We start from the raw sequence: 22,888 nt of genomic DNA on the forward strand, positions 1-22,888 counted from the left end.
GGCTTTCTTAGGGGCTCAGATGAAGTCCCTCGGGTCGGTCAGCTTGCCGGTGATTGCCGATGCCGCAGCCGTGAGCGGTGAAGCCAGATAGACTTCTGCGTTCTTGCTGCCCATGCGGCCGGGGAAGTTCCTGTTGGTCGTCGAGACTACGATGTCGCGGTCCACCGAGCGCCCGACGGTGTCGGCAGGGCCGCCGAGGCAGGCTGCGCAGGAGGGAAGTGCGATATTGCAGCCGGCTTCCATGAATATCTGCTTCAGCGTCTTTCCTTCGTGCATTTCCTGCTCGAGGTCACGGGCTACCTGGACGGTTGCCGGTACGATGTTTGTCGTCACCGCTACTTTACGGCCGTTGAGGATCCGTGCCGCCATCTTGAAATCGGTGAGCTTGCCGCCGGTGCAGGAACCGATGTAGGACTTGGTGATGGGCGTTCCGGCAACACTCCGCACGGTGGCACGGTTGTCGGGGCTGTGCGGCTTGGCGACAACAGGTTCCAGCTTCGAGGCATCGTAGCGGTACAGGCTGTGGTACTTCGCGTCGGGGTCGCTGTGGAAGATCTCGTAGGATTTCGTGGTGCGTGCCTTGACGAATGCCTCGGTGATTTCGTCGACAGCGATGATGCCGTTCATGCCGCCGGCCTCGATGGCCATGTTGGTGAGTGTCATGCGCTCTTCCATCGGAAGGCTGTGGATGGCATCACCGTCGAACTCAAGGGCGCGGTAGGTTGCCCCGTCGGTGCCGATGTCGCCGAGGATCTGCAGAATCAGGTCTTTGGCGGTGAGGTAGGCGGGCATTTGGCCATCAAAGGTGAACTTCATCGATTCAGGCACTTTCTCCCACAGTTTGCCGGTGCCGAGGATGAATGCCGCATCGGTGTTGCCTATGCCGGAGCCGAACATGCCGAACGCACCCGAGGTGCAGGTGTGCGAGTCGGTTCCGAAAAGTACGGTGCCGGGGATGTTGAAGCCTTCTTCGGCAAGAGCGACATGGCAGACGCCCTTGTAGCGCTCGGTGCCGACATCATAGTAGTGGGGGAGGTGCTGCTCGGCTGCGAACTTGCGGAGCAGGTCGATGTTGCGCCGTGCATGCTCGTTGGCAGTGAAAATGTAATGGTCCGGCAGGACGACGACCTTTTCCGGGTCCCAGACTTTTGCGCCAAGACCGAACTCCTGGTTGAAGATGTCGAAGGTCGGCGGGCCGCAGACGTCATGGGTGAGGAGAATGTCGACGTTGAGCCATACGTTTTCGCCGGCGTCAACAAACTTGCGGTTGGCTGCCCTGGAGAGGATTTTCTGGGTTATTGTCTGTGCCATAATTCTTAAACCCCGTGCTCTGTGGTTTCGTTATGATTGTTTTCTTCGTGTTCAAGGCGGAGGCCGAGCGCCTGGATGTAGGCTCTGGCGCTGGCTTCGATGATGTCGGTGGAGACGCCCCTGCCGCTGTATGTGCGGTTTTTGTCCTTGATGCGCACAAGCGCTTCGCCGAGCGCTTCGCGCCCTGCCGTAGCGGAGCGGACAGTATAGCTCGAGACCATTGAAGTGATGCCGAGTGCCCGCTCAATCGCCCTGAAGCAGGCGTCGACCGGTCCGTCGCCCGTTGCCGACTCTTCGAAGACACTGTCCCGGTGCAGAATCCGTACGGTGGCCGTAGGGATGGAGGCGGTACCGCTGTTGATGTGCAGGTAGTCAAGCGTGAAGGCAGATGAGGGGCTCGAGAGCTCATCTCCCATAAGGAATCGGAGATCGTCGTCGTACACCTCTTTTTTCTTGTCGGCGATCTCCATGAACCTGCGGTACACCGATTCAAGGTCGCCGTCGGCGAGTGCGTAGCCGAGGGATTCGAGGCGGGCCTTGAGGCCGTGTTTGCCGGAGTGGCGGCCGAGGACGATGCTGGTTTTCGGCACGCCGACCGATTCCGGGGTCATGACTTCGTAAGTCTGGCGGTTTTTCAGCATGCCGTCCTGATGGATGCCGGACTCGTGCGAGAAGGCGTTCTCGCCGACAATCGCCTTGTTCGGCTGGACGATGATGCCGGTGAACGACGAGACCATGCGGCTGGTCTTGAAGATCTCTTCGGTAGTGACGCCGGTTTCAAAGTTGTGCAGGTCGCTGCGGACTTTGAGTGCCATGACGATCTCCTCAAGGGAGGCGTTGCCGGCCCTCTCCCCGATGCCGTTCACGCTGCACTCGGCCTGGCGGGCGCCGTTTTCAAGGGCCGAGAGGGTGTTGGCGACAGCAAGGCCGAGGTCGTTGTGGCAGTGCACGCTGATGACGGCCTGGTCGATGTTCCCTACGCGGGAACGTAGGTCGGCGATTTTCCTGCCGAACTCCGAGGGCCAGGTATAGCCGGTGGTGTCAGGGATGTTCACCGTCGTTGCGCCGGCAGCGATGACTGCCTCGACAATTTCTGCGAGGTACCCGGGATCGGTCCTTCCTGCGTCTTCGGCGGAAAACTCGATGTCCGGGGCAAGGGTTTTGGCGAACGCGACAGCGTCTACAGCCATCTTGAGGATGGTGCGCCGCTTCTCCTCGAGGGTCCGGCCGTAGCGGTCTGCTGCAAACTTGCCGAGGATGTGGATGTCGGAAGTGCTGATGAATGTATGGATGCGGGGCTTGCGGGCATGCTGCAGTGCTTTCCAGGCCGAGGTAATATCACCCTCGACCGCCCGTGAGAGAGCGGCGACCACTGCGCCTGATTCAGCGCTGACGCGTTCGACCGCTTCGAACTGGAGCGGGGATGAGGCGGGGAAACCCGCCTCGATGATGTCCACCCCGAGCTTTTCGAGCTGTCGGGCTATCTCAACCTTTTCCTGGACATTCAGGGAGGCTCCGGGGGATTGTTCTCCGTCCCGGAGAGTAGTATCGAAAACCAGGATTTTCTCTTTCACCGTATCTTACCGCCTTTCTTTCTTTAGCTCAGGCGCCGAGGTGCCTGATGATTCCTTCAGTCATTTCCGTCGTCGATACCGATTTCTGGCCTGGGGCGGCTATGTCGGCGGTCCGGAGACCCTCCGAGAGCGCGCCTTCGATGGCGGCGTGGATTTCGTTTGAGATGTCCGCCATGCAGAAACTGTGCTCGAACATCATGGCGACCGAAGCGATGGTGGCTATCGGGTTGGCGATGTTCTTTCCTGCGATGTCGGGAGCGCTGCCGTGGATCGGCTCATAGAGCGCGTGGACGCGGCCGATGCTGGCAGAAGGCAGCATGCCGAGGCTTCCGGTTATCATGCCGGCGATGTCGCTGAGTATATCGCCGAAAAGGTTGCCGGTGACGATGACGTCGAACTGCTTCGGGTTGCGCACGATCTGCATGGCGGCATTGTCGACGTACATGTCGCTGAGCTCGACGTCCGGGAAGTCGCGGTGCACGCGGTGCACTTCGTTCCGCCAGAACTGCGATACCTCGAGCACATTGGCCTTGTCGATCGACATGACGCGTTTCGATCCCCGCTTCTGCGCGGCTTCGAATGCAAGGCGGGCGATACGCTCCACCTCGTGCTTCTCATAGACCATCGTGTTCCATCCACGCTTTTCGTCGAACCCTCTCGGCTCGCCGAAGTAGATGCCGCCGGTCAGCTCGCGGAACACCATGAAGTCGGTGCCGCGAACCACATCGGCCTTCAGGCTCGATGCGTCGACAAGTGCGTCGTAGACTTTTGCGGGGCGGAGATTGGCGAACAGCCCCAGCTCCCTGCGGATTTTCAGCAGTGCGGCTTCAGGCTTGTGCTCGTGCGGAAGGTTTTCCCACTTGGGTCCGCCGACGGCGCCGAGAAGGACTGCGTCGCAGTCGCGGCAGGCGTTGAGGGTTTCGTCGGTAAGCATGCTGCCGTGCAGGTCGTAGGATGCGCCGCCGAACGGGTGCTCCTCCACCTGGATCTCGAAGCCGTGCTTTTTCGTTATCTGCCGGATGACGGCAAGAGCCCCTGCAACGACCTCGGGGCCGATGCCGTCGCCGGGGATGGATACGATTTTATACATAGTATTCCCGTGATGGAGAGGTTTATTTCCTGACGAGCCAGCTCATCATGTTGCGGAGCTTGGCGCCGACTTTCTCGATTGCGTGGCCGCTGTTCTCTTCGCGGAGCCTGTTGAGGTTCTTGTAGCCGCCGTTGCACTCGTCGATGAACTCACGGGCGAAGCGGCCGTCCTGGACCTCTTCGAGCACCTTCTTCATCTCGGCCTTCACGGCGGAAGTGATGAGGCGCGGTCCTCGGGTCATGCCGCCGTACTCGGCTGTGTCGCTGACGGAGTAGTTCATTCTGGAGAGGCCGCCTTCATAGTAAAGGTCGACGATGAGCTTCAGCTCGTGCATGCACTCGAAGTAGGCGAGTTCCTCGGGGTAGCCCGCTTCGACGAGGGTTTCAAACCCGGCCTTGATCAGTTCTGCCGAACCGCCGCAGAGTACGGCCTGTTCGCCGAAGAGGTCGGTTTCGGTTTCATCCTTGAAGTTGGTCTCGATGACGCCGGCTTTGGTGCCGCCGATGCCCTTGGCCCAGGCAAGTGCGGTTTTCTTGGCCTCGCCGGTGGCGTCCTGGTGGACGGCGATGAGGCAGGGCACGCCGTTGCCTTCGGTGTAGGTGCGGCGCACGAGGTGGCCCGGGCTTTTCGGCGCAATCATGATCACGTCGACGTCGGCCGGGGGGACAATCTGGTTGTAATGGATGTTGAAGCCGTGACCGAAGGCGAGGGTGTTGCCTGCCACCATGTTCGGGGCGATTTCAGCTTCGTAGACGGCTTTCTGGGTCTGGTCGGGGAGCAGGACCATGACGATGTCCGCCCATTTGACGGCATCGGCGACGGGCTCAACGCGGAGGCCTGCCTCGCGGGCTTTTGCACAGGATGAGCTGTCAGGGCGGAGGCCGACGCATACGTTCATGCCGCTGTCCTTCAGGTTCAGTGCATGGGCGTGGCCCTGGCTGCCGTAACCGAGGACGGCGATATTTTTTCCCTGGAGACGCCCGAGATCGGCATCCTGCTCATAATAAACATTCATCTCGACAATAGGTTTTGATTGATTGAATGGCAGTTATACTCTTGTGTTCATTCCCCGCGGTGAATGGCTACAGCCCCCGAGCGGGCGAGCTCCCTGATGCCGTAAGGCCTGAAAATATCAATGGTGGTATTGACTTTATCCGGGGAACCGATGACCTCAATAGTAATGGATTTTTGTTTTATATCCACGACTTTTCCCTTAAAAACGTTGATCAGCTCGAAAATCTCGTGCTGTGTGGCCTTGCTGAGCTTCATGGTCATGAGCAGCAGTTCGCGTTCGACATGCGGCTGCCGGGTCAGGTCGGTCACCTTGATGGTGTCGATGAGCCGGTTGAGCTGCTTGAGCACCTGGCCGACGATCTGGTCGTCGCCGCGCGTGACGATGGTCATGCGCGAGATCTCCGGATCTTCGGTCTCGCCGATCGAGATGCTTTCAAGGTTGAATCCCCGGGCGCTGAACATGGATGCAACCCGGTTGAGGGTGCCGAACTTGTTTTCGACAAGGACTGATATGAGATGTTTCATGAAATTCTATTCGGTTGTGTTCCGGTAAGTCGATTTATTGCTTTTGTTTAGCTTGTTATTCTTCCTCTTGTCTCTGGGTATTGTTTACAAAAAATCTACATACCGGAGGTGACGGTTGTCAAGCGATGGTCGTGCCTGATTGTTACAGTCACTTAAAGACAATGAAATTCAATATACGGATTTTGCTTAAACTGTGCTGGTTGGCGGCATGATTTTACTGCAAGCTATCCTTGTATGCAGTGGATCCATTGCCTGGCACCGATAGTGCTGGATCCCGTCACTATGGAATCGCTGCCGGTAACACTTGCAGGCATGGAATGGATAAGGCGGTGTACCAGTAAAGCCCATTCATTTTTACCCCACTTTCCAACCCACTTTCTACCCAACTTTTCCGGTGCTTGTCTTGTAGTGCCTGCCAACCCGTTGGCCACGTCTCCTGCTCTGCCATCGGCGACTTTTCGGCGTGTGCGTATCTTATCAGTGTCTCGGCCCCCGGACTCAATATCGCCGGTTTATATTGCATCCACAGAACAGAGGGCGGCAAGAAATAAGTTGCCGGAGAGTACTTTTATTGATACACTTCATGATGAATAAGCCAACTCTGGACGTGAGATTCTATCAGACTGACGGCGGTGCTGAACCTGTTCGCGAATGGTTGAAACAATTGCCGGCGATTGACCGCAAAATCATCGGCGAGGATATCAAGACCGTGCAATATGGTTGGCCATTGGGGATGCCGCTTGTGCGAAAGATGGAGAAAGATCTTTGGGAAGTGCGTATCCACCTGCATGGACGCATTGCCAGGGTTTTGTTCACGGTGGAAGGTGGGGTGATCGTGTTGCTGCATGGGTTCATAAAAAAAACGCAGGCAACGCCGAAATCTGAACTGCAGTTGGCAAAAAACAGAATGGGGAGTACATGATGAACAAGCACAACATTGGCAGCAGTTTTGACGAGTTTCTTGTAGAAGAGGCTCTTCTCGACGAAACCACTGCAGTTGCCCTCAAGCGCGTCATTGCCTGGCAGATTGCTGAGGAAATGAAGGCACAGAACCTCACCAAGTCCTCAATGGCGAAAAAGATGCATACCAGCCGGGCCGCACTGAATCGCCTCCTCGACACCACCGATACAAGCCTTACCCTCACTACGCTTTCCCGTGCGGCTTCTGTTCTCGGAAGAAAATTCAGGATTGAGTTGACTTCCTGAATTTCAAGGAACGGAACGGCTGAACAGGCCGGTTCGGGTATCGATAAAATGCACCAAAGCTGGAAATCCCGGCACTGGCAGACGCCATCGGTTCGCGAGTACAGGCAGCCGGACCGGGTACAGTGGGTACTGCCGATGATAAGCCTCATTCCCGATGATTCCCTTGCACATCTGCAGGATCTCTTTGGCCCGAGGTTCTCCCTGGTTCGATCCGAACGAAGTGCAGGCACTTGTTACAGCCGAGATCGAAGGAGAGGTGGATAACCTTCGGGTGCGGCAGATCTGCAATATCCATCCCGCTGATGCTACAATGCTTTTGCAGGCGTTGGTCACCAAAGATGCATTGGTTCGTGATGGGCATGGTCGATGGAGTCGGTATCGGCTATCGCATACCGGTGACTCCCTGCATAACGAGGGGAAGTCCGAGCATAACGAGGGGAAGTCCGAACATAACGAAGGGAAGTCCGAACATAACGAAGGGAAGTCCGAACATAATGCTGCAATACAGGCTATTGCAGAACAAGTTCAAAACCGTCGCAGGTTAACGCGGGATGAAACGGAGCAGATTATTATGGAGCTTTGTGATGGCCGGTGGCTGACAAAGAGTGAACTGGCGAAGTTGCTGTATCGGAATCCCGATGGAGTGCGTCAGCGTATTCTCATTCATTTCGTTGCCGGGGCTCGAGGGTATAAAAAAGAAACGCCCCCAACACGTTGAGGGCGTCGGACCAGAGATGCTATCTCTGGTGAGGTGCCGCTTAATATAAGTACTTTGATATGGATGCACCAAGCCCCCACACAAGAAAAGATCGGGTACTGGTCTATGTCAATGGGTTCAACCTGTACTTCGGCATGCTTGAGCAACCGCCGCTGGTGAAGCGAGGGTTCAGCTGATACTGCGTGTTTAGCCGCGCGGAGTTGCTAAGGCACTCCTTTACCCTGCCGGTCACGGTCCACAGAACGCTTCAATGGTATCTGCGGACAGGTCAGCACCACAGCTCCATTCAACGAAGTATCCGCTATTCATGATTTACAGAAATTCCTCTGTGCTGTTAAGGGCCTCAAATGCTTCATACTTGAGAATAAGGCTTTACGTCGAATGTGCCTGTATAGCCGTTATCAGCAATAACGGAGAGCGTTGTGTCCGGATTAGCTTTGACGTCTATGATCTTCATTGATCCAGTCCTCTTATGGCGAATGCTTTCTGTCCATGAACTGCGAGTTCCCGGTTTCGCCAACAGTGCCTCTTGATGGATCTCAATCCATGCGATTACCAGTGTATTCTTGTTGGACGGTAACCCTCCTGCCAGCACCGTGCCTTCCGGTATCGAATAAACAGCGTGTAGGCCTTGATACTCTGCGTGGATGTGGGGTGCATCGTGCTTGGCTGTGTCTTGAAAGAACATTCGGATGAGAATGCCATAAAACATTGATATAGTAGGTATCGGAGCACGCGTTAGTATTGATGAGCTATGGGCGCACTATGAGCGGAATATGAATGAAATACATGTGAAGATAGTTTCGGCAACGGGAAGTTCAAAGAATGAGCGGCTCCTTCTTCAGGATAAGTCGCCCCGCCTCCTCCAGCCGCGCAGCCTGTCCAACCCGACCATCTTTCTTCGCCTTCACCCGTAGGATCGGTACGGTGTTCATCGCGATGCACTGGTTGCAGAGAACGAGTCGTGGCTGAGGTGGGCATACCAGTCGTCCAATCGGGGTTCGTGATGCAGTCAATTCAACAAGAAAGGCCCGATCTTATCGGGCCTTTCTTGTACTCTCATGGGTCTCGGCGTGTGTTATACCATTGTTTTCGGATTCAGCCTCTCGAGGAGCATGTCTGAGATAGATCCGCCGGCAGGGACCATCGGGAAGACCATGTCTTTCTTGACAACCCGGAACTCGACGAACACGGGCCCCTCGTTGTAGTCGAGGGCGCTGCGGATGGCCGCTTCGGCTTCAGCCGGGGTGTCGGCCCGCATGGCCTTGCAGCCGAATGCGTCCACCACCTTCAGGAAGTCGGGATTGCTGGCCTCTAGGTCGGTGAACGAGTACTTCTCCGCGTGGAACAGCTCCTGCCACTGGCGGACCATGCCGAGGAAGCTGTTGTTGAGCAGGAAGATCTTCACCGGGATCTTGTAATGCACCGCGGTGACGAGTTCCTGGATGTTCATCATGAACCCGCCATCTCCGCAGAAAAGGACGACAGGCCGGTCGGTGATGCCGAAGGCCGCGCCGATGGCCGCCGGCAGGCCGTAGCCCATCGTGCCGAGCCCGCCGCTGGTGATGATGGAGCGGGGGTTGTTGAAGCGGTAGTACTGCGAAGTCCACATCTGGTGCTGGCCGACGTCGGTGACAACGACGGCGTTGCCTTCCGTCTGGCGGGAGACCTGGTCGATGACGAACTCGGTTTTCAGCGATCCTTCCTCGACCGTGTAGGTCATCGGGCACTGCTCCTGCCACTGGCGGATTTCAGCATGCCATGCGTCATGTTTTTCCCTCTTTTCCGGCATGGCCTCAAGGAGTCCTGCCAGGAAGTTCTTTGCATCGCCGACGATCGGCAGGTCGACCTTCACGTTCTTGTCGACGTTTGTCGGGTCGATGTCGTTATGGATCTTGTATGCCTGTGGGGCGAACGTATCGACCCTTCCCGTGACCCGGTCGTCAAAACGGGCTCCGACGGCAATGAGCAGGTCGCACTTGTTGACGGCCTGGTTAGCCCAGTAGGTGCCGTGCATGCCGAGCATGCCCATCGAGAGCGGATGGCTGGCCGGGAAGGCGCCGAGGCCCTGCAGGGTCATGGTGACCGGAATGTCCAGTTCAATGGCGAGCTTCCGGAGTTCTTCGGAGGCTTCGGCGCTGATGACACCGCCGCCTATGTAGAGCAGCGGGCGCTTGGCCTCGGCAATTTTGTGCGCCGCCTTCTCGATCTGGTTCTGGTGGCACTTGATGGTGGGTTTGAAGCCGCGGATGTCGACACTCTCCGGCCACTCGAATGTGCAGCTGGCATTCAGGATGTCTTTGGGCATGTCGACAAGCACCGGTCCGGGCCTGCCGTTGGTCGCGAGGAAAAAGGCTTTCTGTATGGTCGATGCCAGTTCACGCACATCCTTGACGAGGAAGTTGTGCTTGGTGATCGGCCGGGTGATGCCGACGATGTCGGCCTCCTGGAAGGCATCGTTGCCGATGAGGGAACTCGGCACCTGGCCGGTGAAGATCACCATCGGTGAGGAGTCCATGTAGGCGTTGGTGATGCCGGTGACGGTATTGGTCGCGCCGGGTCCGGAGGTGACAAGCACGACGCCGGGCCTGCCGGTCGCGCGTGCGTAACCCTCAGCCATATGTGTGGCCCCCTGTTCGTGACGGACGAGGATGTGCTTGATGTCCTCAACGTCATAGAGGGTTTCGTAAACCTTCAGAAGCGCCCCGCCGGGGTAGCCGAAGATGTATTCGACATTCTCGCGCCGAAGGCATTCGAAGAATATTTCAGAGCCATTCATGGTCGGTCCTGATTGCGGCATGGTCAGTTTATTTGGGTTCACAGGAAACGGGTGTCTTCAGGATGGCGCCGGTATTTGCGGATGTTACCATCTCGGCATAGCGCGCCAGGTAGCCTTTCCTGATTTTGGGTACGAAAGCCGGAAGCCCGGCGATACGGTCCGCGATCTCCTCATCACTGACTTCCATCGTGATGGAGCGGCCGGGAATGTCGATGGTTACGGTGTCGCCGTTACGGAGTGCGGCGATGGGGCCTTTTACGGCCGCTTCCGGAGAGACGTGTCCGATGCAGGCGCCGCGCGAACCGCCGGAGAACCGGCCATCGGTGATGAGGGCGACCGAATCGCCGAGTCCGCGGCCCATGATGGCGCTTGTGGGCGAGAGCATTTCGGGCATGCCTGGGCCGCCTTTCGGCCCTTCATAGCGGATGACGACCACGTCGCCCGAGTGGACATCGCCTCCCATGATGCCTGCTATGGCATCGTCCTGGGAGTCGTAGACTTTCGCGGGGCCGCTATGGTGCATCATCGGTGCGCTGACGGCTCCGGTCTTGATGACGGCACCCTGGGGGGCGAGGTTGCCGTAAAGCACACACAGGCCGCCGGTAGCGGAGTAGGGGTCTTCGATGCTTCTGATGACCTTGCGGTTCAGCACTTCAGCGTTTTTGATGTTTTCACCAAGACTCTTTCCCGTCACCGTTGGGACGGAGAGGTCGAGAAGCCCGTCGATTTTCGAGAGCTCATGGAGAATGGCTGAAATCCCTCCGGCGCGGTCCACGTCTTCGATATGCACGTCCATCGTCGCAGGGCTCACCTTGCAGATATACGGGGTTTTTGCCGACAGGCCGTTGAGCTCCGAAAAGTCGAAGTCAAGCTCAGCCTCGTTGGCAATGGCCAGCGTGTGCAGAATGGTGTTGGTGCTGCCGCCCATGGCGAAGTCGAGCGCGAATGCGTTCAAAAGGGCGCTGCGGGAGAGGATGTCGCGGGGCCGGACGTTCTTTTCAACGAGATCGATGATGCGGCGCGAGGCCTCCCTGACGAGCTCATTGCGGCGCGGGTCGCCGGCCAGAATGGTGCCGTTGCCGGGAAGGGCGAAGCCGAGCGCTTCGGAGAGGCAGTTCATGGAGTTGGCGGTGAACATGCCGCTGCATGAGCCGCAGCCGGGGCATGCGTTCTCTTCTATGGTCTCCAGCTCTTCTTCAGAGATTTCGCCCGTGCTCCGCTGACCGACGGCTTCGAAGACGGAGATGAGGTCAACCGTTTTGCCTGAAGGGGTGTGGCCCGCTTTCATGGGGCCGCCGGAGACGAAGATCACGGGAATGTTGATGCGCAGCGCAGCCATCATCATGCCGGGGGTGATCTTGTCGCAGTTGGGGATGCAGACGAGGCCGTCAAGGCGGTGGGCCTCGGCGACGGTTTCGACACTGTCAGCGATGAGTTCGCGGCTGGCCAGCGAGTATCGCATGCCGATATGGCCCATTGCGATGCCGTCGCAGACGCCGATGGTGTTGAACTCAAAGGGCACGCCGCCCGCCTTTCGGACCTCTTCCTTTGCGATCCGGCCGAGTTCCTGCAGGTGGGCGTGGCCGGGGATCAGCTCATTGAAAGAGTTGCATATGCCGATGAACGGCTTCTGGTAGTCGCTTTTCCCGTGGATGGTGCCGGTTGCTTTCAGGAGGCTCCGGTGAGGCGCTTTTTCAAACCCTGTCTTTATGGTGTCGGATCTCATGTGATTTCTATCGCTGTGGTTTTGGCAATTGATTGTTGAGTGTCGGGACCGCCGGTCCCGATGTCACTGTGAATGTGGTGTGCAAAAACAGGAGTGTGAGGACTGGGGGCGGCGCCGGATTCAGCGTACTGAACCCTTCAGGGTAACGCCCGATACGGGGGTGACGTCAAAAGAGAGCGGCAAGCCGGCAAGGGGCAGAACCGCCTCGGCCGGGAGGCTGGCATGACCGGTATGTGACGACGGTGCAGTCATTTATGAAAAAGATGTTTCTTGCAGCAAACGATACAGGACCAAATTCGGCAATAAATTACATTTTCGCATGCATTAATACAAACACAACGGCAGAATAATCGGCCCTCCATGCCTGTTGATTCCTGTTGAATTGCGCGCTTTTTTCGTACCATTCAGTGTCATGGTGCGTTGCGAGGTTGGCCTGTTTTCATTGTCTTCCGGTTCCAAAGCCGTATATTTTCATCATATCGCGGTCCTGCCATACCCGCACTTCTGCATAATCACAACACTGCAGCTATGTTGAATCTCCCAATGCCTTCCGTACCCGAACTGCCGGCGTTCCTTCTTTCCATAGGCCTTCTGGGCCTGTTCATCGCTCTTTCTGAACTGCTTGCGGGCCGCTTCGGCCTCAACAGGGTCGTGGCGCGCAAAATCGTACACCTCGGCACCGGGGTGGTCCTGTTCTTCGTGCCGTCGTATTTCGACTCGAATTTCTACCCGGTGCTTCTTGCGCTCTTTTTTCTGGCTCTGAATTCCCTGAACCTCTCTTTCGGCTGGTTCACTTCGATGCTCTCGGGTTCCGAAGGGGACGGGCGGGGATCGCAGGCAGTGAAGAGCTACGGCAGCATATACCTGCCGCTGGCGTTCCTCTTCGGCGCGCTGCTCCTCTGGGACGAACACCGCTGGATTCTGCAGACCGCCGTGCTTGCCGCCACAGTGGGGGACTCGCTGGCAGCGCTCGCGGGCTCCGCGTTCGGCAAGCACCCTATTGCCGATCTTACCCGCAACACCAAGACCGTCGAGGGCTCAGCGACGATGTTTTTCGTCTCGCTGCTCCTCATCTCGCTCTCGCTTCTGTTTTTCCGCCCTGAGTTCCACGGCGGTCTGGAGGGCGCATCGCTCCTGACGCTGCTTCTCCTTGCCCTCCTGCTTGCACTCATCTCCACTGCGGTCGAAGCGCTGCTTTCCTACGGGCTCGACAACTTCTTTCTTCCCGTCGCTACGGCCTACGTGCTTTATCTGCTTGAGGGCAACCAGGCGGCCCTTCCCTCTGGGTTCCTTGCCGGAGGCCTGTTCGCATTCCTGCTCGCCGTGTTTTCCCTTAAGGTGCGCTTCCTCAACAACAGCGGCGCGACGGCGACCTTCCTGCTCGGAACGACCATCTTCGGCATCGGCGGCATGGTCTGGACGGTGCCGCTTCTGACCTTCTATCTGCTCTCTTCGGTTCTTTCAAAGCTCGGCCGGAAGCGCAAGGCGAAGTTCGATCTGGTCTTCGAAAAAGGCTCACAGCGCGATGCGGGTCAGGTGTACGCCAACGGAGGCATCGCATGGATTCTGATGGTGGTCTATTCCCTCACCGGGAACCCTGCGGTCTTTTTCGCCTATCTCGGCACCCTTGCAGCCGTCCAGGCCGATACATGGGCGACGGAGATCGGTACCATGTGGCCGAACCCGAAAGCATGGCTCGTCACCACCCTGAAGCCGGTCGCGGTCGGCACGTCGGGCGGGGTATCGTTCCCGGGGACAGCCGGCGCCTTCATCGGCTCGCTCTTCATCTGCCTCAGTGCCGTTGTTGCCGGCGTGCCGTGGCTCAGTGATTTCGGCCTCCTGAACTCGTTTCTTCTGGTCGGCCTTTCCGGCCTGCTTGCCAGCCTTGTCGACAGCTTTTTCGGCGCGACCCTCCAGGCCCAGTACTATGACCCTATCCGCGAAAAGGTGACTGAGCGGACCCACAGCATGGCGGCGGACGGGACGAAGGTGGAGAACCGCCTCCTGAAAGGCTACGCTCTTGTCAACAACGACCTCGTCAACACCCTCTGCGCCCTTTCGGGTTCGGCGCTTGCTTTTCTTGTGATCCAGAACGCAGGACTCTTTTGAATAGTCTCTGCATGTTGTATGTTTGTCTGTCGGCCCCTCCGGGGGCCACTCCCACACTCGAAATGATGATGAACCTTAACCGTCCACGTTCCTATGCCTGAATCTCATTCCGGGATACTTGCCCTCCTCTCACAGGCGGGCCCTGTCGTCCTTTTCGTTCTCGGTATCCTACTCCTCTTCTCCGTTGTCTCCTGGGCCATCATTTTCCAGAAATTCACATTCGTCCGCAAGTCGATGCTGGAGTCGAAAGCGTTTCTCGACAGCTTCTTCCAGTCGCAGGGCGTAGAGCGGATTTTCGCCGAAAGCGAGAACTACCGCGACGCCTCTCTGGCAAAAGTGTTCCGTGCGGCCTACATCGAGTACCGGGCCCTTGGTGAAAACCCGGGTGCAGGTGACGCCCGGACCCGCATCGCAAGGGCGGTGAAACGGGAAGGGAATCTCGAGGTGAAGCGCCTTTCACAGCTGGTGCCGTTCCTCGCCACCGTCGGCAATACCGCTCCGTTCATAGGCCTGTTCGGTACAGTGTGGGGCATCATGGATGCCTTCCAGAACATCGGCATGGTTCAGTCGGCTTCGCTGGCCGCCGTCGCCCCCGGCATCTCGGAGGCACTTGTCGCAACTGCCGCGGGTCTTGCCGCAGCCATTCCCGCCGTCATGGGCTACAACTATCTCTCCCTTCAGGTCGGCATCATCGAGAGGGACATCGAGGAGTTTTCTCCTGAGTTCACGGCCGTATGCATACCCAACCAACCGCAGGACTGAGGATATATGATGACTTCCGGAAAAGGCCGGCTCATGAGCGACATCAACGTGACCCCGCTGGTCGATGTGATGCTCGTCCTGCTCATCATCTTCATGGTGACGGCCCCGATGATGACGCACGGCGTCAAGGTTGAGACCCCGGAGACGACGCATGAAAAGATGGATGTCAACCCCGAGGGGCTCATGATCAGCATTGATGCTTCAGGTCGGGTGTTCGTGAACCAGTATGAACTCGGTGCCTCCGAGGTCCGCGAAAGGCTTCCATCCCTGCTTGATGTCAAAAAGACCAGGGAGGTCTACCTCAAGGCTGACAAGTCGCTGCCCTACGGGCTCGTGATGGATGTGATGTCACAGATCAGGGACGCAGGCATAGAGAAGATCGGCATGGTCACCGAACCTGCTCCGGCAGGCCCGAAGCGGAGCAGAGCGGCGGGTTTATGAAAAAAAGCGGCGCCCGCATCCGGGCAGAGAGACCTTTTTCTTTTTGGCTTGCTCTGGCGGCGGTGACGCACATCGTCCTGTTCGCCGGACTGCTCGCCTACCAGCAGTGGGTGGCAGTACGCCCGTTCAAGCCGAGGGTTGTCACAGTCAGCCTCCTCTCCATGCCGGGCGGGGGAGCGCAAGCAGGGAGCGGCGGTCCGGCCGCAGCGGTATCGGAGCCTGTACCTGCACCGGAACCGGAACCTGCACCTGTACCTCAGCCTCCGAAGAAGGCTGAGGTGAGCGCGCCTGAAAAAAAGGCGCCGAAGGTTCCTGAACCCATGAAGCCGAAGAAAACCGTTCCCGATCCCAAGAGCGTTCCGGCTGAAAAGGCTCCCGATTTACAGAAAGCCATTGCAGACCTCAAGAAAAAAGTCGACGCCAGGGCTGCTGCTGAAAAAGCTGCCAGCCAGGACAATCTGCAGCGGGCGCTCTCCAGACTGAAGGCATCCGTGTCGCAGGGGACCGGGGGTTCCGGCTCAGGTTCCGGGTCGCAGGGGAGCGGTTCCGGGACCGGCGGCGGAGGCGGTACGGCTGATGCCTATTTGGCAGCGGTTGTCGAGACTATCAACCGCAACTGGAACTTCAACAGCCAGATGCTGCAGCGGACTGACGGTATGGAAGTATATGTGGAAATACTGGTGCTTCGCGACGGGACGATACAGCAGATCGTGTTCGTAAAGCCATCATTGAGTCCTTACTTGAACAATTCGGTGAAAAATGCACTGGAAAAGTCATCGCCCCTCCCCCCGAGGTCAGACGGGCCCCCTTCCGAGCGGTTCAAGTTCGTATTCACCCCTAAAGGCATTGACCGCTGAGAAGAGGTAAGAGAGATTGTTTCAGCGGATAAACATATTGTGTATATTTTATATGCATTTCGGCGGGTCGTATATGTATATGTGTTCTGCTGCTGTCCGGAACGATGAATGACATTCAACCCATAAATGAGACCACTGTATCCATGAGGCATTCCATACGACTTACTGCCGCTCTTCTTCTGGCTTTCATCGCCTGTTTCAGTTTCCCTCTCTCCGCCATGGCCCTGGAGGGCGAGTATATCGCCATCCGCAAGGAGGGCGCAGGACGTATCGCACTTGTGCTTGGCAAGCCGCTTGCCGAAGGCGGAAAGGCTTCCGCATGGTCGGCGGAGCTTGATCGGGAGATCCGCGAGGGTCTTGCCTTCACGGGCATCTTCAACATGATACCTCCTCCGCTGAACCTCTTTGAGACGGGCGGAAGCGGCAAGCGTACGCTGAATTTCGGGGCCCTCAACTCCATCGGTGCGGAAATATTCGCCGGCGGTTCCCTCGCCTCCGAGGCAGGCAGGGTGAAGCTGTCCATGGCCGTCTATGAGACCTTCGGAGCCAAACCCATCCTCAGCAAAACCTATTCGGGGAGGCCTGATGAGCTGCGCACAATCGCGCACGCTTTTTGTGCCGATCTTGTAAAGCTGCTTACCGGACGCCGTTCGGTGTTTGGTTCAAACATCGTGTTCGTGTCGAACCGGAGCGGGTTCAAGGAAATCTATTCCTGCGCCTTCGACGGCGGCTCCCTCAGCCAGCTCACCCGTTCCCGCTCAATTTCGCTCACGCCGGCACTCTCTCCTGACGGCACCCGACTGGCTTTCACCGACTATACCTCCGGCAGGCCCGGGCTGAAGATCATGAATATGGCCGACCGGAGGATTTCCGCCGTACGCCAGTCGGGGGTCAGCATCGATCCAGGGTGGAGGAGTAATGGCGAAGTGGCAACAACGCTCTCTTTTGAAGGAGACCAGGACATCTATCTTGTCCGGCCGGACGGCACCCTTTCCCGCAAGGTGACTTCCAGCAGGGGCATTGACCTTTCCCCGTCGTTTTCGCCTGATGGAACCAAGATGGCATTCGTTTCAGCGCGTTTCGGCAACCCGCAGGTCTTCATCCTCGATCTCGGTACGGGCCAGACCCGACGGCTGACCTACAATGGCAATTACAATACCCAGCCGTCATGGTCTCCGGGCGGTGATAAAATTGCCTATACGACAATGGAGAAAAACGGTGAAATAAATATATTTACCATAAGGCCGGATGGTTCGGGTGCAACCCGGTTGACTTCAGGGGCACGCGAGAACGAATCCCCGTCCTGGTCGCCCGGCGGCGACATGATCGTGTTTACCTCCGGCCGCCAGGGCCAGAAAAAACTGTATGTAATGAATGCTAACGGGGACAACCAGCGTCGCCTCCTCCAGATGGAGGGGGAACAGATGCAGCCCTCATGGTCGTTCATCCCTTGAAGCATCTGTTCTTGAGCAGTACAGCAGTTTTTTTGCAATCAACTAAAAAAGGGGGAAATCATGAAAAATCTCAAGCCTTTAGCCAGAATCCTGTGTGTGCCGGCGATGCTGTTCATCGGGGCATGCAGCTGTCAGAAAGATGTTGCAGTAGCACCCGAACCACCCCCACCTCCGCCGCCGGCTGCTGCTGCTGTTCCTGCTCTTGGTGACGTGTTTTTTGATTTTGACCAGTCGGCTCTGCGCATGGATGCTGTAAGCCAGCTGAAAAACAATGCGGCATGGATGGATGCCAACCGTTCGAAGCGGGTGATTGTTGAAGGGCACTGCGACGAGCGGGGGACCAATGAGTACAACATGGCCCTCGGAGAGCGTCGTGCCTCTTCCGCCAAAGAGTACATCGTGAGCCTCGGCATCAGCCCTGAACGTATTGAAACCCTCAGCTACGGTGAAGAGAAGCCGTTTGCCCAGGGCAGTACCGAGGAGGCATGGGCGCAGAACAGACGGGCCCATTTTGTCGCTGAGTGATGTTCCCTGCAGCCGGGGGGCGGCATGGTGCCGTTTCCCGGGCTGCTTAGTATTAACTTACCCGTAACCCAAACAATCCGATCCCATGAAAAAAAGTGTGTATGGTTTTCTCGCTCTTGCGTTGATGTTCACGGCAGGCTGTTCGTCCAAAAATGCGGTCGCTCCCTCCGGTGCGGATGAGGCTTCTGCTCCCGCTCCTGCTGAGGCTTCTGCTCCCGTATCTTCCGTCGCATCCGGACCCTCCGGCTACGGATTCGACGAGTACCAGACCGGTCCTCTCGGAGATGTGTTCTATGAATTCGACAGCTCGGAACTCGCCGCTGACGCCCAGACGCAGCTGCAGCAGAATGCATCATGGATGAACAGCAACGCCGCAGCTTCGACCATGATCGAAGGCCATTGCGATGAGCGCGGCACCTCAGAGTATAACATTGCTCTCGGAGAGCGTCGTGCTTCGACGGCCAAGGAGTACATCGTCAGGCTCGGCGTCCCTTCATCGCGTATCGAGACGGTGAGCTACGGTGAAGAAAAACCCTTCGCCGCCGGCCACGATGAAGCCGCATGGTCGAAAAACCGCCGCGCACACTTCATCCTGAAGTAAGTATCGACTTCTTACGACACTCCCCCTGAGCCCTTACCGGGTTCAGGGGCTTTTTTCTGATGCCAAACACCCTGACGCCCATGACCAGCATATCCGGCAGGCTTCTCCTTGTCCCTTTTTTCCTTCTTTCTGCATGTGCCTCGAAGCAGGACCTTGTCGTTGTCAAGGACAATCTTGAAACCATAAAAACCCAATCGGCAGGATCGTATTCGGACCTGCAGCAGCTCCGTGACCAGGTCGGCGGACTGCAGGGCCGCATCGACGAAGTGGGCTACAGCAGCCAGCGGAATCTTCAGCGGCTTGGTGCCGAGGATTCACTGCTGGTGCAGAAAAATGACGAGCTTGAACGCAGGATTCAGGCAGTTGAGCGATACCTCGGCCTGACACCATCCCCAAAGGCTGCTGCTGTCATTCCTCCCGCTGTGCCCGGCAGTGCCGGGGCAACATCGCCTGACAGCGCCGCCGCTACGGCTGCCGCACCTCCCAGTCCTTCGCCCAAAAGCGATTCCGACCTTTTCAACGAGGGGGCTGCCATGTTCGGCAAAGACCGGTTCAATGATGCCCGTGAGAGTTTTTCAGCCTTGATCAAGGACTATCCCAAGTCGCCGAGGGTTGGAGATGCGCAGTTTTTCATCGCTGAAAGCTGGTTTGCCGAGAAAGCCTACGACAAGGCAATCCTTGATTACCAGACGGTGATTGCCAAATACACGAAAAGCCCCAAGCGTCCCATGGCGATTTTCAAGCAGGCCCGCTCATTCGAGCTGATCGGTGATGCGGCCAACGCAAAAACCCGCTATCGTGATCTGGTCAATGTCTACCCGTCAGCTCCTGAAGCCAAGCTTGCCCGCCAGAAACTCAACTGACCCTCACCTTCATTCTGCAGCTGCCGGCGGCTTTCCTGAAAGAATGCTGTCGGCTCGCAGAACCACCCCGTCTCCTTCACGCACCCGTACCCTCCATACTCCGTTTCCTTCCTTGCCGACCGTTTTTCTGGACCAGCTTCTCCATCGAGGGCCCGATGGTCTGCCTACTGCTATTTTATCGACCTGTTTACCGTTGAACGACCACTCATGATAGAGGGGTTTGCCGGAAGGCCTATGAATGTCGCTGAAGTAGATGATGGAGCTGGTTCCTGCAGGGATGCGGGCAAGCCGGCCGTTCGGCTGGCGTTTTTCTTTGTTGATCGAGAGCGTAAAGCATCCGGTATGTGCCGTTGCTGCATGCGCCCCGGCCTGCTTTGATTCCTGCTCAGGACGTTCGGCTCCAGCCGGACCCTCATCTGCTGCCGGTGCCGGGGCACTGCTGTATCCTCCCGCTGCGGTTGGTGTCTCCCCGGGCGGGGTTTCTGCCGGGCTGCGGTATGTGCGGCTGAGGAAGAGAGCGCTGATGATGAGGACGGCAGCGATTCCCGCCGCTGCAATGGCCTTTGGTCCCACGGAGAGAATGCGGCCCTTTCCCGGGGACTTCTCAAGGTTTTGCTGTTGTGCAATAGGCGCCGGAATGCCTGCAGCCTGCTTCAGTTCCTTGAAGAGCGCCGTGTCAAAGGTTCCGAGCGCGAGAGCATATTTCCGGAGCAGTGCGATGACGTAAACCGGAGGCAGGAACTCCAGGTCCCCGGACTCCAGACGCCGGAGCTGCTCTTCAGCCACTCCCGACTGCCGTGCCGCTTCTTCTGTGCTCAGCCCGTTGCCGACTCTTTTCTTTGTAAGGGCGTCGACTATGATCCGGCCTGTCCGGACGAACTCCGTCAGGTTTTCCATTGTGATGCGTCTGTGGTTTTTTTCTGTCATACTGAAGGTACGTGATATCGACCTTCATGCTATGGAGATAGTGTGAACTTGATCAATGTTTCATTGCGGGGATGTGGTTTTTGTGTCGTGAATGAAGTTTTTTCCCGCTCCAATAGTTGCCATGTCACGCTTATCTCTTTGCTTTAAAAGTGATTGAACAAATTCATGCAGTGCTGGCCGTGCGATGCTGGTGTGTATATCAGCGCGTTTTTTTTGTTGTCTTATTTGAACTAAATCTAAATAGGTGTAGATTCAGCCTGTTTAATTAGATAAAGTCAAAATAAGAGCACATCCAAAACACACCACGCAAACCAGAGCATTATGAACATGTTTCAGAAAAGCACCGGCATGGTCTGTCTGGCCCTTCTGGTTTCTACACAGGTATTGGCTGCAGGCGAGGTGGAGGAGCTGAAGCGGCGTCTTGAGGCGCTAGAATACAAAACGGAAGCTTCGGCTCCTGCTCCGGCAGAGAAAGAAAGTCCGACCGTTTCCTTCGGCGGTTTTGTCGAGGTCGAAGCAAACTCTGTTGACACTGAAGGCAAAAAATCCACAACCGACATCACCCTCGCGACCCTTGAGCTCGGCCTTGAAGCAAGCCTGAACCCATGGCTCACCGCTTACGGGGTGCTGCTGTACGAACAGGGTGAAAACAGCGACAACATCCTTGTTGAGCAGGCCTACATCAGGATGAAGTCGGAATCTTCCCCGTTCTTCGCCGAGGTCGGCCGCCTTACCCAGTCGTTCGGTACGTTTGAGAGCAGCATGATCTCCGACCCCATGACCCTCGAGCTCGGCCAGACCAGGCTTCATGCATCGCTCAAGGCCGGCTATGAAGAGGGCGGCCTCCAGGGATCGCTCTCTGTGTTCAAGGGTGAAGTGCAGAAAACAGGCGAAAGCGAAATCAACAGCCTCGTTGCCTTTATTGGCTGGCAGAAAGAGCTTGACAGCTTCCGCTACGGCATCGGTGGCTCATGGACGAACAATGTGGCCGATACCGATGGGCTGAAGGATAGTTTCGTCGTTGGGAATAATACGACAACCACGGACTTCGTCGGCGGCTGGTCGGTCAATGCGATGGCGGGGTTCGGACCCTTTGAGCTGAGGGGAGAATACCTTGGCGCCTGCGACAACTTTACGGACGGCGAAAACAGCGGCAGGCAGCCTGCCGCATGGAGCGTTGAGGCGGGTTATGCATTCGAGGCGCCACTGAACCTTGCCCTGCGTTATGAGGGATCGGACGACTTCGGTACGAACGATTCCCGCTATGGCGCGACCCTCGGATGGGATGTCACGGATGATGCCTGCCTGGCAATTGAATACCAGCGTGCCGACAACAAGGGATCTGCCGATACAGACACGTTCACGGTGCAGCTTGCAATGGGATTTTAAGCAACAGCATAAACAGGAGCAGTCATGATGGTTCCGCTTGGTACGCTTGGAGCGGGTGAGTCCGCTGAAATCATCGGATTCAGGAGGGTGCAGGGCAGCGGCGGGCCGCTCTCCTGTCATCACTGAACGGGTCGCCATCTGCAAGCCGGCCGGGGCCCCGGTCACGGAAGGGCGCGTGAGGGAAAGGGTCAGGAACGCCGCCTTTCAGAGCTCGGGTTCAGTCCCGGCAGGTGGTGGAGGTCGTCCAGAACGCTCGAGGGGTGCCGGTCCTCGTGAAGGTGCATGGCGGCAGGATGGCGATCGATCATAACGTAGCAATGGAAATCATCGCACAAAGAAAAACACTATGAAAATGGTGAGTGACATGGTTCTGTGGGGTCATGTGTTGATGCAGACTGTCAAGAGCAATGTTCAATACAGCATCAAGATACCCTGCAGGCCGGGCTTCCTGAAGACCGAAGCCGAGAGAGGGCGGGGCGAAGAGCGGTCGGGGTGAAACAGAACAGGCCATCGGGGAGATGGCCTGCTCGTATGATGTTCCTGACGGCGTAGCTTCCTATTTGAAGAACTCGTCGAGCGTATAGTTCTGGCGGTCGATCTCAACGGAGAGCTGGCGCTTGATGGAGTTGTAGAACACCGGAATGTCACGCATGGTCCACTTGACGCCGCGTTTGTCGAAGTCGATGACGTAGCGGTTCTCGTTGTCGAGGATCTTCTGGCTGAGGTTGATGCCGATATCGGGAAGGGTGCTCATGACGGTGAGCTCGATTTCCCCGGCAATGACCTTGTTGATCATCTCCCTGGTAGCAAGCAGTTTCCTGCGGCCCGAAGCCGGGCTGATGGTGAGCTGAAGGGCGTTGCTGCGGTCTCTTTTTGCGGAGGTGATGAAATACTTTTCCGCTTTGTGGACTGCATTGCCCGACCATGGTCCTGAAGTGCTGGCCCGAACCTGGTTCTGGGCGGTGAAGGGTCGGCTGAGCTGAGATTGCATTGCTGGCGCAGTTTGATTAGCAAAGT

Annotated in this window: 23 protein-coding genes; 12 read left to right on the forward strand and 11 right to left on the reverse strand. The window is 57.2% G+C overall.

Features of this window, described 5'->3' with window-relative positions:
- Positions 1-15: 15 nt before the first annotated feature.
- Genes PLUT_RS03130 through ilvN form a run of 5 tightly spaced genes read right to left on the reverse strand, consistent with a single transcriptional unit; the run spans position 16 to position 5,514 of the window.
- Entirely contained in the window at positions 16-1,311 is a 1,296-nt protein-coding gene (locus PLUT_RS03130) for a 3-isopropylmalate dehydratase large subunit (RefSeq protein ID WP_011357359.1), read from the reverse strand.
- 5 nt (positions 1,312-1,316) lie between these two features.
- A complete protein-coding gene (locus PLUT_RS03135) occupies positions 1,317-2,885 on the reverse strand; it encodes a 2-isopropylmalate synthase (RefSeq protein WP_011357360.1) in 1,569 nt (522 codons plus the stop codon).
- A gap of 28 nt (positions 2,886-2,913) precedes the next feature.
- Positions 2,914-3,975, reverse strand: coding sequence for a 3-isopropylmalate dehydrogenase (leuB, locus tag PLUT_RS03140; RefSeq protein ID WP_011357361.1), 1,062 nt, complete (start codon positions 3,973-3,975; stop codon positions 2,914-2,916).
- Positions 3,976-3,997: 22 nt separating this feature from the next.
- Positions 3,998-4,990, reverse strand: a complete 993-nt coding sequence (gene ilvC, locus PLUT_RS03145) for a ketol-acid reductoisomerase (RefSeq protein WP_011357362.1) — start codon at positions 4,988-4,990, stop codon at positions 3,998-4,000.
- Positions 4,991-5,037: 47 nt separating this feature from the next.
- A complete protein-coding gene (gene ilvN / locus PLUT_RS03150; protein WP_011357363.1) occupies positions 5,038-5,514 on the reverse strand; it encodes an acetolactate synthase small subunit in 477 nt (158 codons plus the stop codon).
- A gap of 586 nt (positions 5,515-6,100) precedes the next feature.
- Between ilvN and PLUT_RS03160 the strand changes: the two genes are divergently transcribed.
- From PLUT_RS03160 to PLUT_RS03170, 3 genes are all read left to right on the forward strand, one after another.
- Positions 6,101-6,436 (forward strand): type II toxin-antitoxin system RelE/ParE family toxin, encoded by a 336-nt coding sequence (locus PLUT_RS03160; protein WP_011357364.1) that lies wholly within the window; start codon positions 6,101-6,103, stop codon positions 6,434-6,436.
- The gene (locus tag PLUT_RS03165; RefSeq protein ID WP_041463759.1) at positions 6,433-6,720 is read left to right on the forward strand and encodes a helix-turn-helix domain-containing protein; all 288 of its coding nucleotides are present in this window, start codon (positions 6,433-6,435) and stop codon (positions 6,718-6,720) included. The genes PLUT_RS03160 and PLUT_RS03165 overlap by 4 nt, the downstream gene beginning before the upstream one ends.
- A 154-nt stretch (positions 6,721-6,874) precedes the next feature.
- Entirely contained in the window at positions 6,875-7,438 is a 564-nt protein-coding gene (locus PLUT_RS03170) for a hypothetical protein (protein WP_041463760.1), read from the forward strand.
- Positions 7,439-7,790: 352 nt separating this feature from the next.
- Here the strand turns inward: PLUT_RS03170 and PLUT_RS03175 are convergent, their stop codons facing one another.
- The 4 genes from PLUT_RS03175 to PLUT_RS12055 form a co-directional block, all read right to left on the reverse strand.
- Positions 7,791-8,150, reverse strand: coding sequence for a DUF4160 domain-containing protein (locus PLUT_RS03175; RefSeq protein ID WP_238974617.1), 360 nt, complete (start codon positions 8,148-8,150; stop codon positions 7,791-7,793).
- Between the two features lie 366 nt (positions 8,151-8,516).
- Positions 8,517-10,238, reverse strand: a complete 1,722-nt coding sequence (gene ilvB, locus PLUT_RS03180) for a biosynthetic-type acetolactate synthase large subunit (protein ID WP_041463761.1) — start codon at positions 10,236-10,238, stop codon at positions 8,517-8,519.
- Between the two features lie 7 nt (positions 10,239-10,245).
- Positions 10,246-11,943, reverse strand: coding sequence for a dihydroxy-acid dehydratase (ilvD, locus tag PLUT_RS03185; RefSeq protein WP_011357367.1), 1,698 nt, complete (start codon positions 11,941-11,943; stop codon positions 10,246-10,248).
- A 120-nt stretch (positions 11,944-12,063) separates the two neighbouring features.
- On the reverse strand, positions 12,064-12,195 hold the full coding sequence (locus tag PLUT_RS12055; RefSeq protein ID WP_275245719.1) for a hypothetical protein: 132 nt from the start codon (positions 12,193-12,195) through the stop codon (positions 12,064-12,066).
- A 276-nt stretch (positions 12,196-12,471) separates the two neighbouring features.
- Between PLUT_RS12055 and PLUT_RS03190 the strand changes: the two genes are divergently transcribed.
- The 8 genes from PLUT_RS03190 to ybgF all read left to right on the forward strand — a co-directional run bounded on the left by PLUT_RS03190 (position 12,472) and on the right by ybgF (position 19,555).
- Positions 12,472-14,052 (forward strand): DUF92 domain-containing protein, encoded by a 1,581-nt coding sequence (locus PLUT_RS03190; RefSeq protein WP_011357368.1) that lies wholly within the window; start codon positions 12,472-12,474, stop codon positions 14,050-14,052.
- Between the two features lie 93 nt (positions 14,053-14,145).
- The gene (tolQ, locus tag PLUT_RS03195) at positions 14,146-14,814 is read left to right on the forward strand and encodes a protein TolQ (RefSeq protein WP_011357369.1); all 669 of its coding nucleotides are present in this window, start codon (positions 14,146-14,148) and stop codon (positions 14,812-14,814) included.
- Positions 14,815-14,823: 9 nt separating this feature from the next.
- Positions 14,824-15,255, forward strand: a complete 432-nt coding sequence (gene tolR / locus PLUT_RS03200; protein ID WP_011357370.1) for a protein TolR — start codon at positions 14,824-14,826, stop codon at positions 15,253-15,255.
- Positions 15,252-16,112 (forward strand): energy transducer TonB, encoded by an 861-nt coding sequence (locus tag PLUT_RS03205; RefSeq protein ID WP_011357371.1) that lies wholly within the window; start codon positions 15,252-15,254, stop codon positions 16,110-16,112. Before tolR ends, PLUT_RS03205 begins: the two co-directional genes overlap by 4 nt.
- Positions 16,113-16,255: 143 nt before the next feature.
- Complete coding sequence (locus PLUT_RS03210; protein ID WP_041463763.1) at positions 16,256-17,566, forward strand: protein TolB; 1,311 nt, start codon at positions 16,256-16,258, stop codon at positions 17,564-17,566.
- Positions 17,567-17,626: 60 nt separating this feature from the next.
- Positions 17,627-18,091, forward strand: coding sequence for a peptidoglycan-associated lipoprotein Pal (gene pal, locus PLUT_RS03215; protein ID WP_011357373.1), 465 nt, complete (start codon positions 17,627-17,629; stop codon positions 18,089-18,091).
- 85 nt (positions 18,092-18,176) lie between these two features.
- A complete protein-coding gene (gene pal / locus PLUT_RS03220; RefSeq protein ID WP_011357374.1) occupies positions 18,177-18,692 on the forward strand; it encodes a peptidoglycan-associated lipoprotein Pal in 516 nt (171 codons plus the stop codon).
- Between the two features lie 80 nt (positions 18,693-18,772).
- Positions 18,773-19,555, forward strand: a complete 783-nt coding sequence (gene ybgF, locus PLUT_RS03225) for a tol-pal system protein YbgF (protein WP_041463764.1) — start codon at positions 18,773-18,775, stop codon at positions 19,553-19,555.
- Between the two features lie 9 nt (positions 19,556-19,564).
- On the opposite strand, the gene PLUT_RS03230 is transcribed toward ybgF, so the two are convergent.
- Positions 19,565-20,482 carry a DUF2914 domain-containing protein gene (locus tag PLUT_RS03230; protein WP_011357376.1) on the reverse strand — a complete coding sequence of 306 codons (918 nt, stop codon included), beginning with the start codon at positions 20,480-20,482 and terminating at the stop codon, positions 19,565-19,567.
- Between the two features lie 321 nt (positions 20,483-20,803).
- Here PLUT_RS03230 and PLUT_RS03235 point away from each other — a divergent pair, with 321 nt between their 5' ends.
- The gene (locus PLUT_RS03235; RefSeq protein WP_011357377.1) at positions 20,804-21,871 is read left to right on the forward strand and encodes an LbtU family siderophore porin; all 1,068 of its coding nucleotides are present in this window, start codon (positions 20,804-20,806) and stop codon (positions 21,869-21,871) included.
- A 556-nt stretch (positions 21,872-22,427) separates the two neighbouring features.
- On the opposite strand, the gene pscD is transcribed toward PLUT_RS03235, so the two are convergent.
- Entirely contained in the window at positions 22,428-22,862 is a 435-nt protein-coding gene (pscD, locus tag PLUT_RS03240; protein ID WP_011357378.1) for a photosystem P840 reaction center protein PscD, read from the reverse strand.
- Between the last annotated feature and the right edge of the window lie 26 nt (positions 22,863-22,888).

Origin of the sequence: Pelodictyon luteolum DSM 273, from assembly GCF_000012485.1 — a bacterium.
Lineage (GTDB): Bacteria > Bacteroidota > Chlorobiia > Chlorobiales > Chlorobiaceae > Chlorobium > Chlorobium luteolum.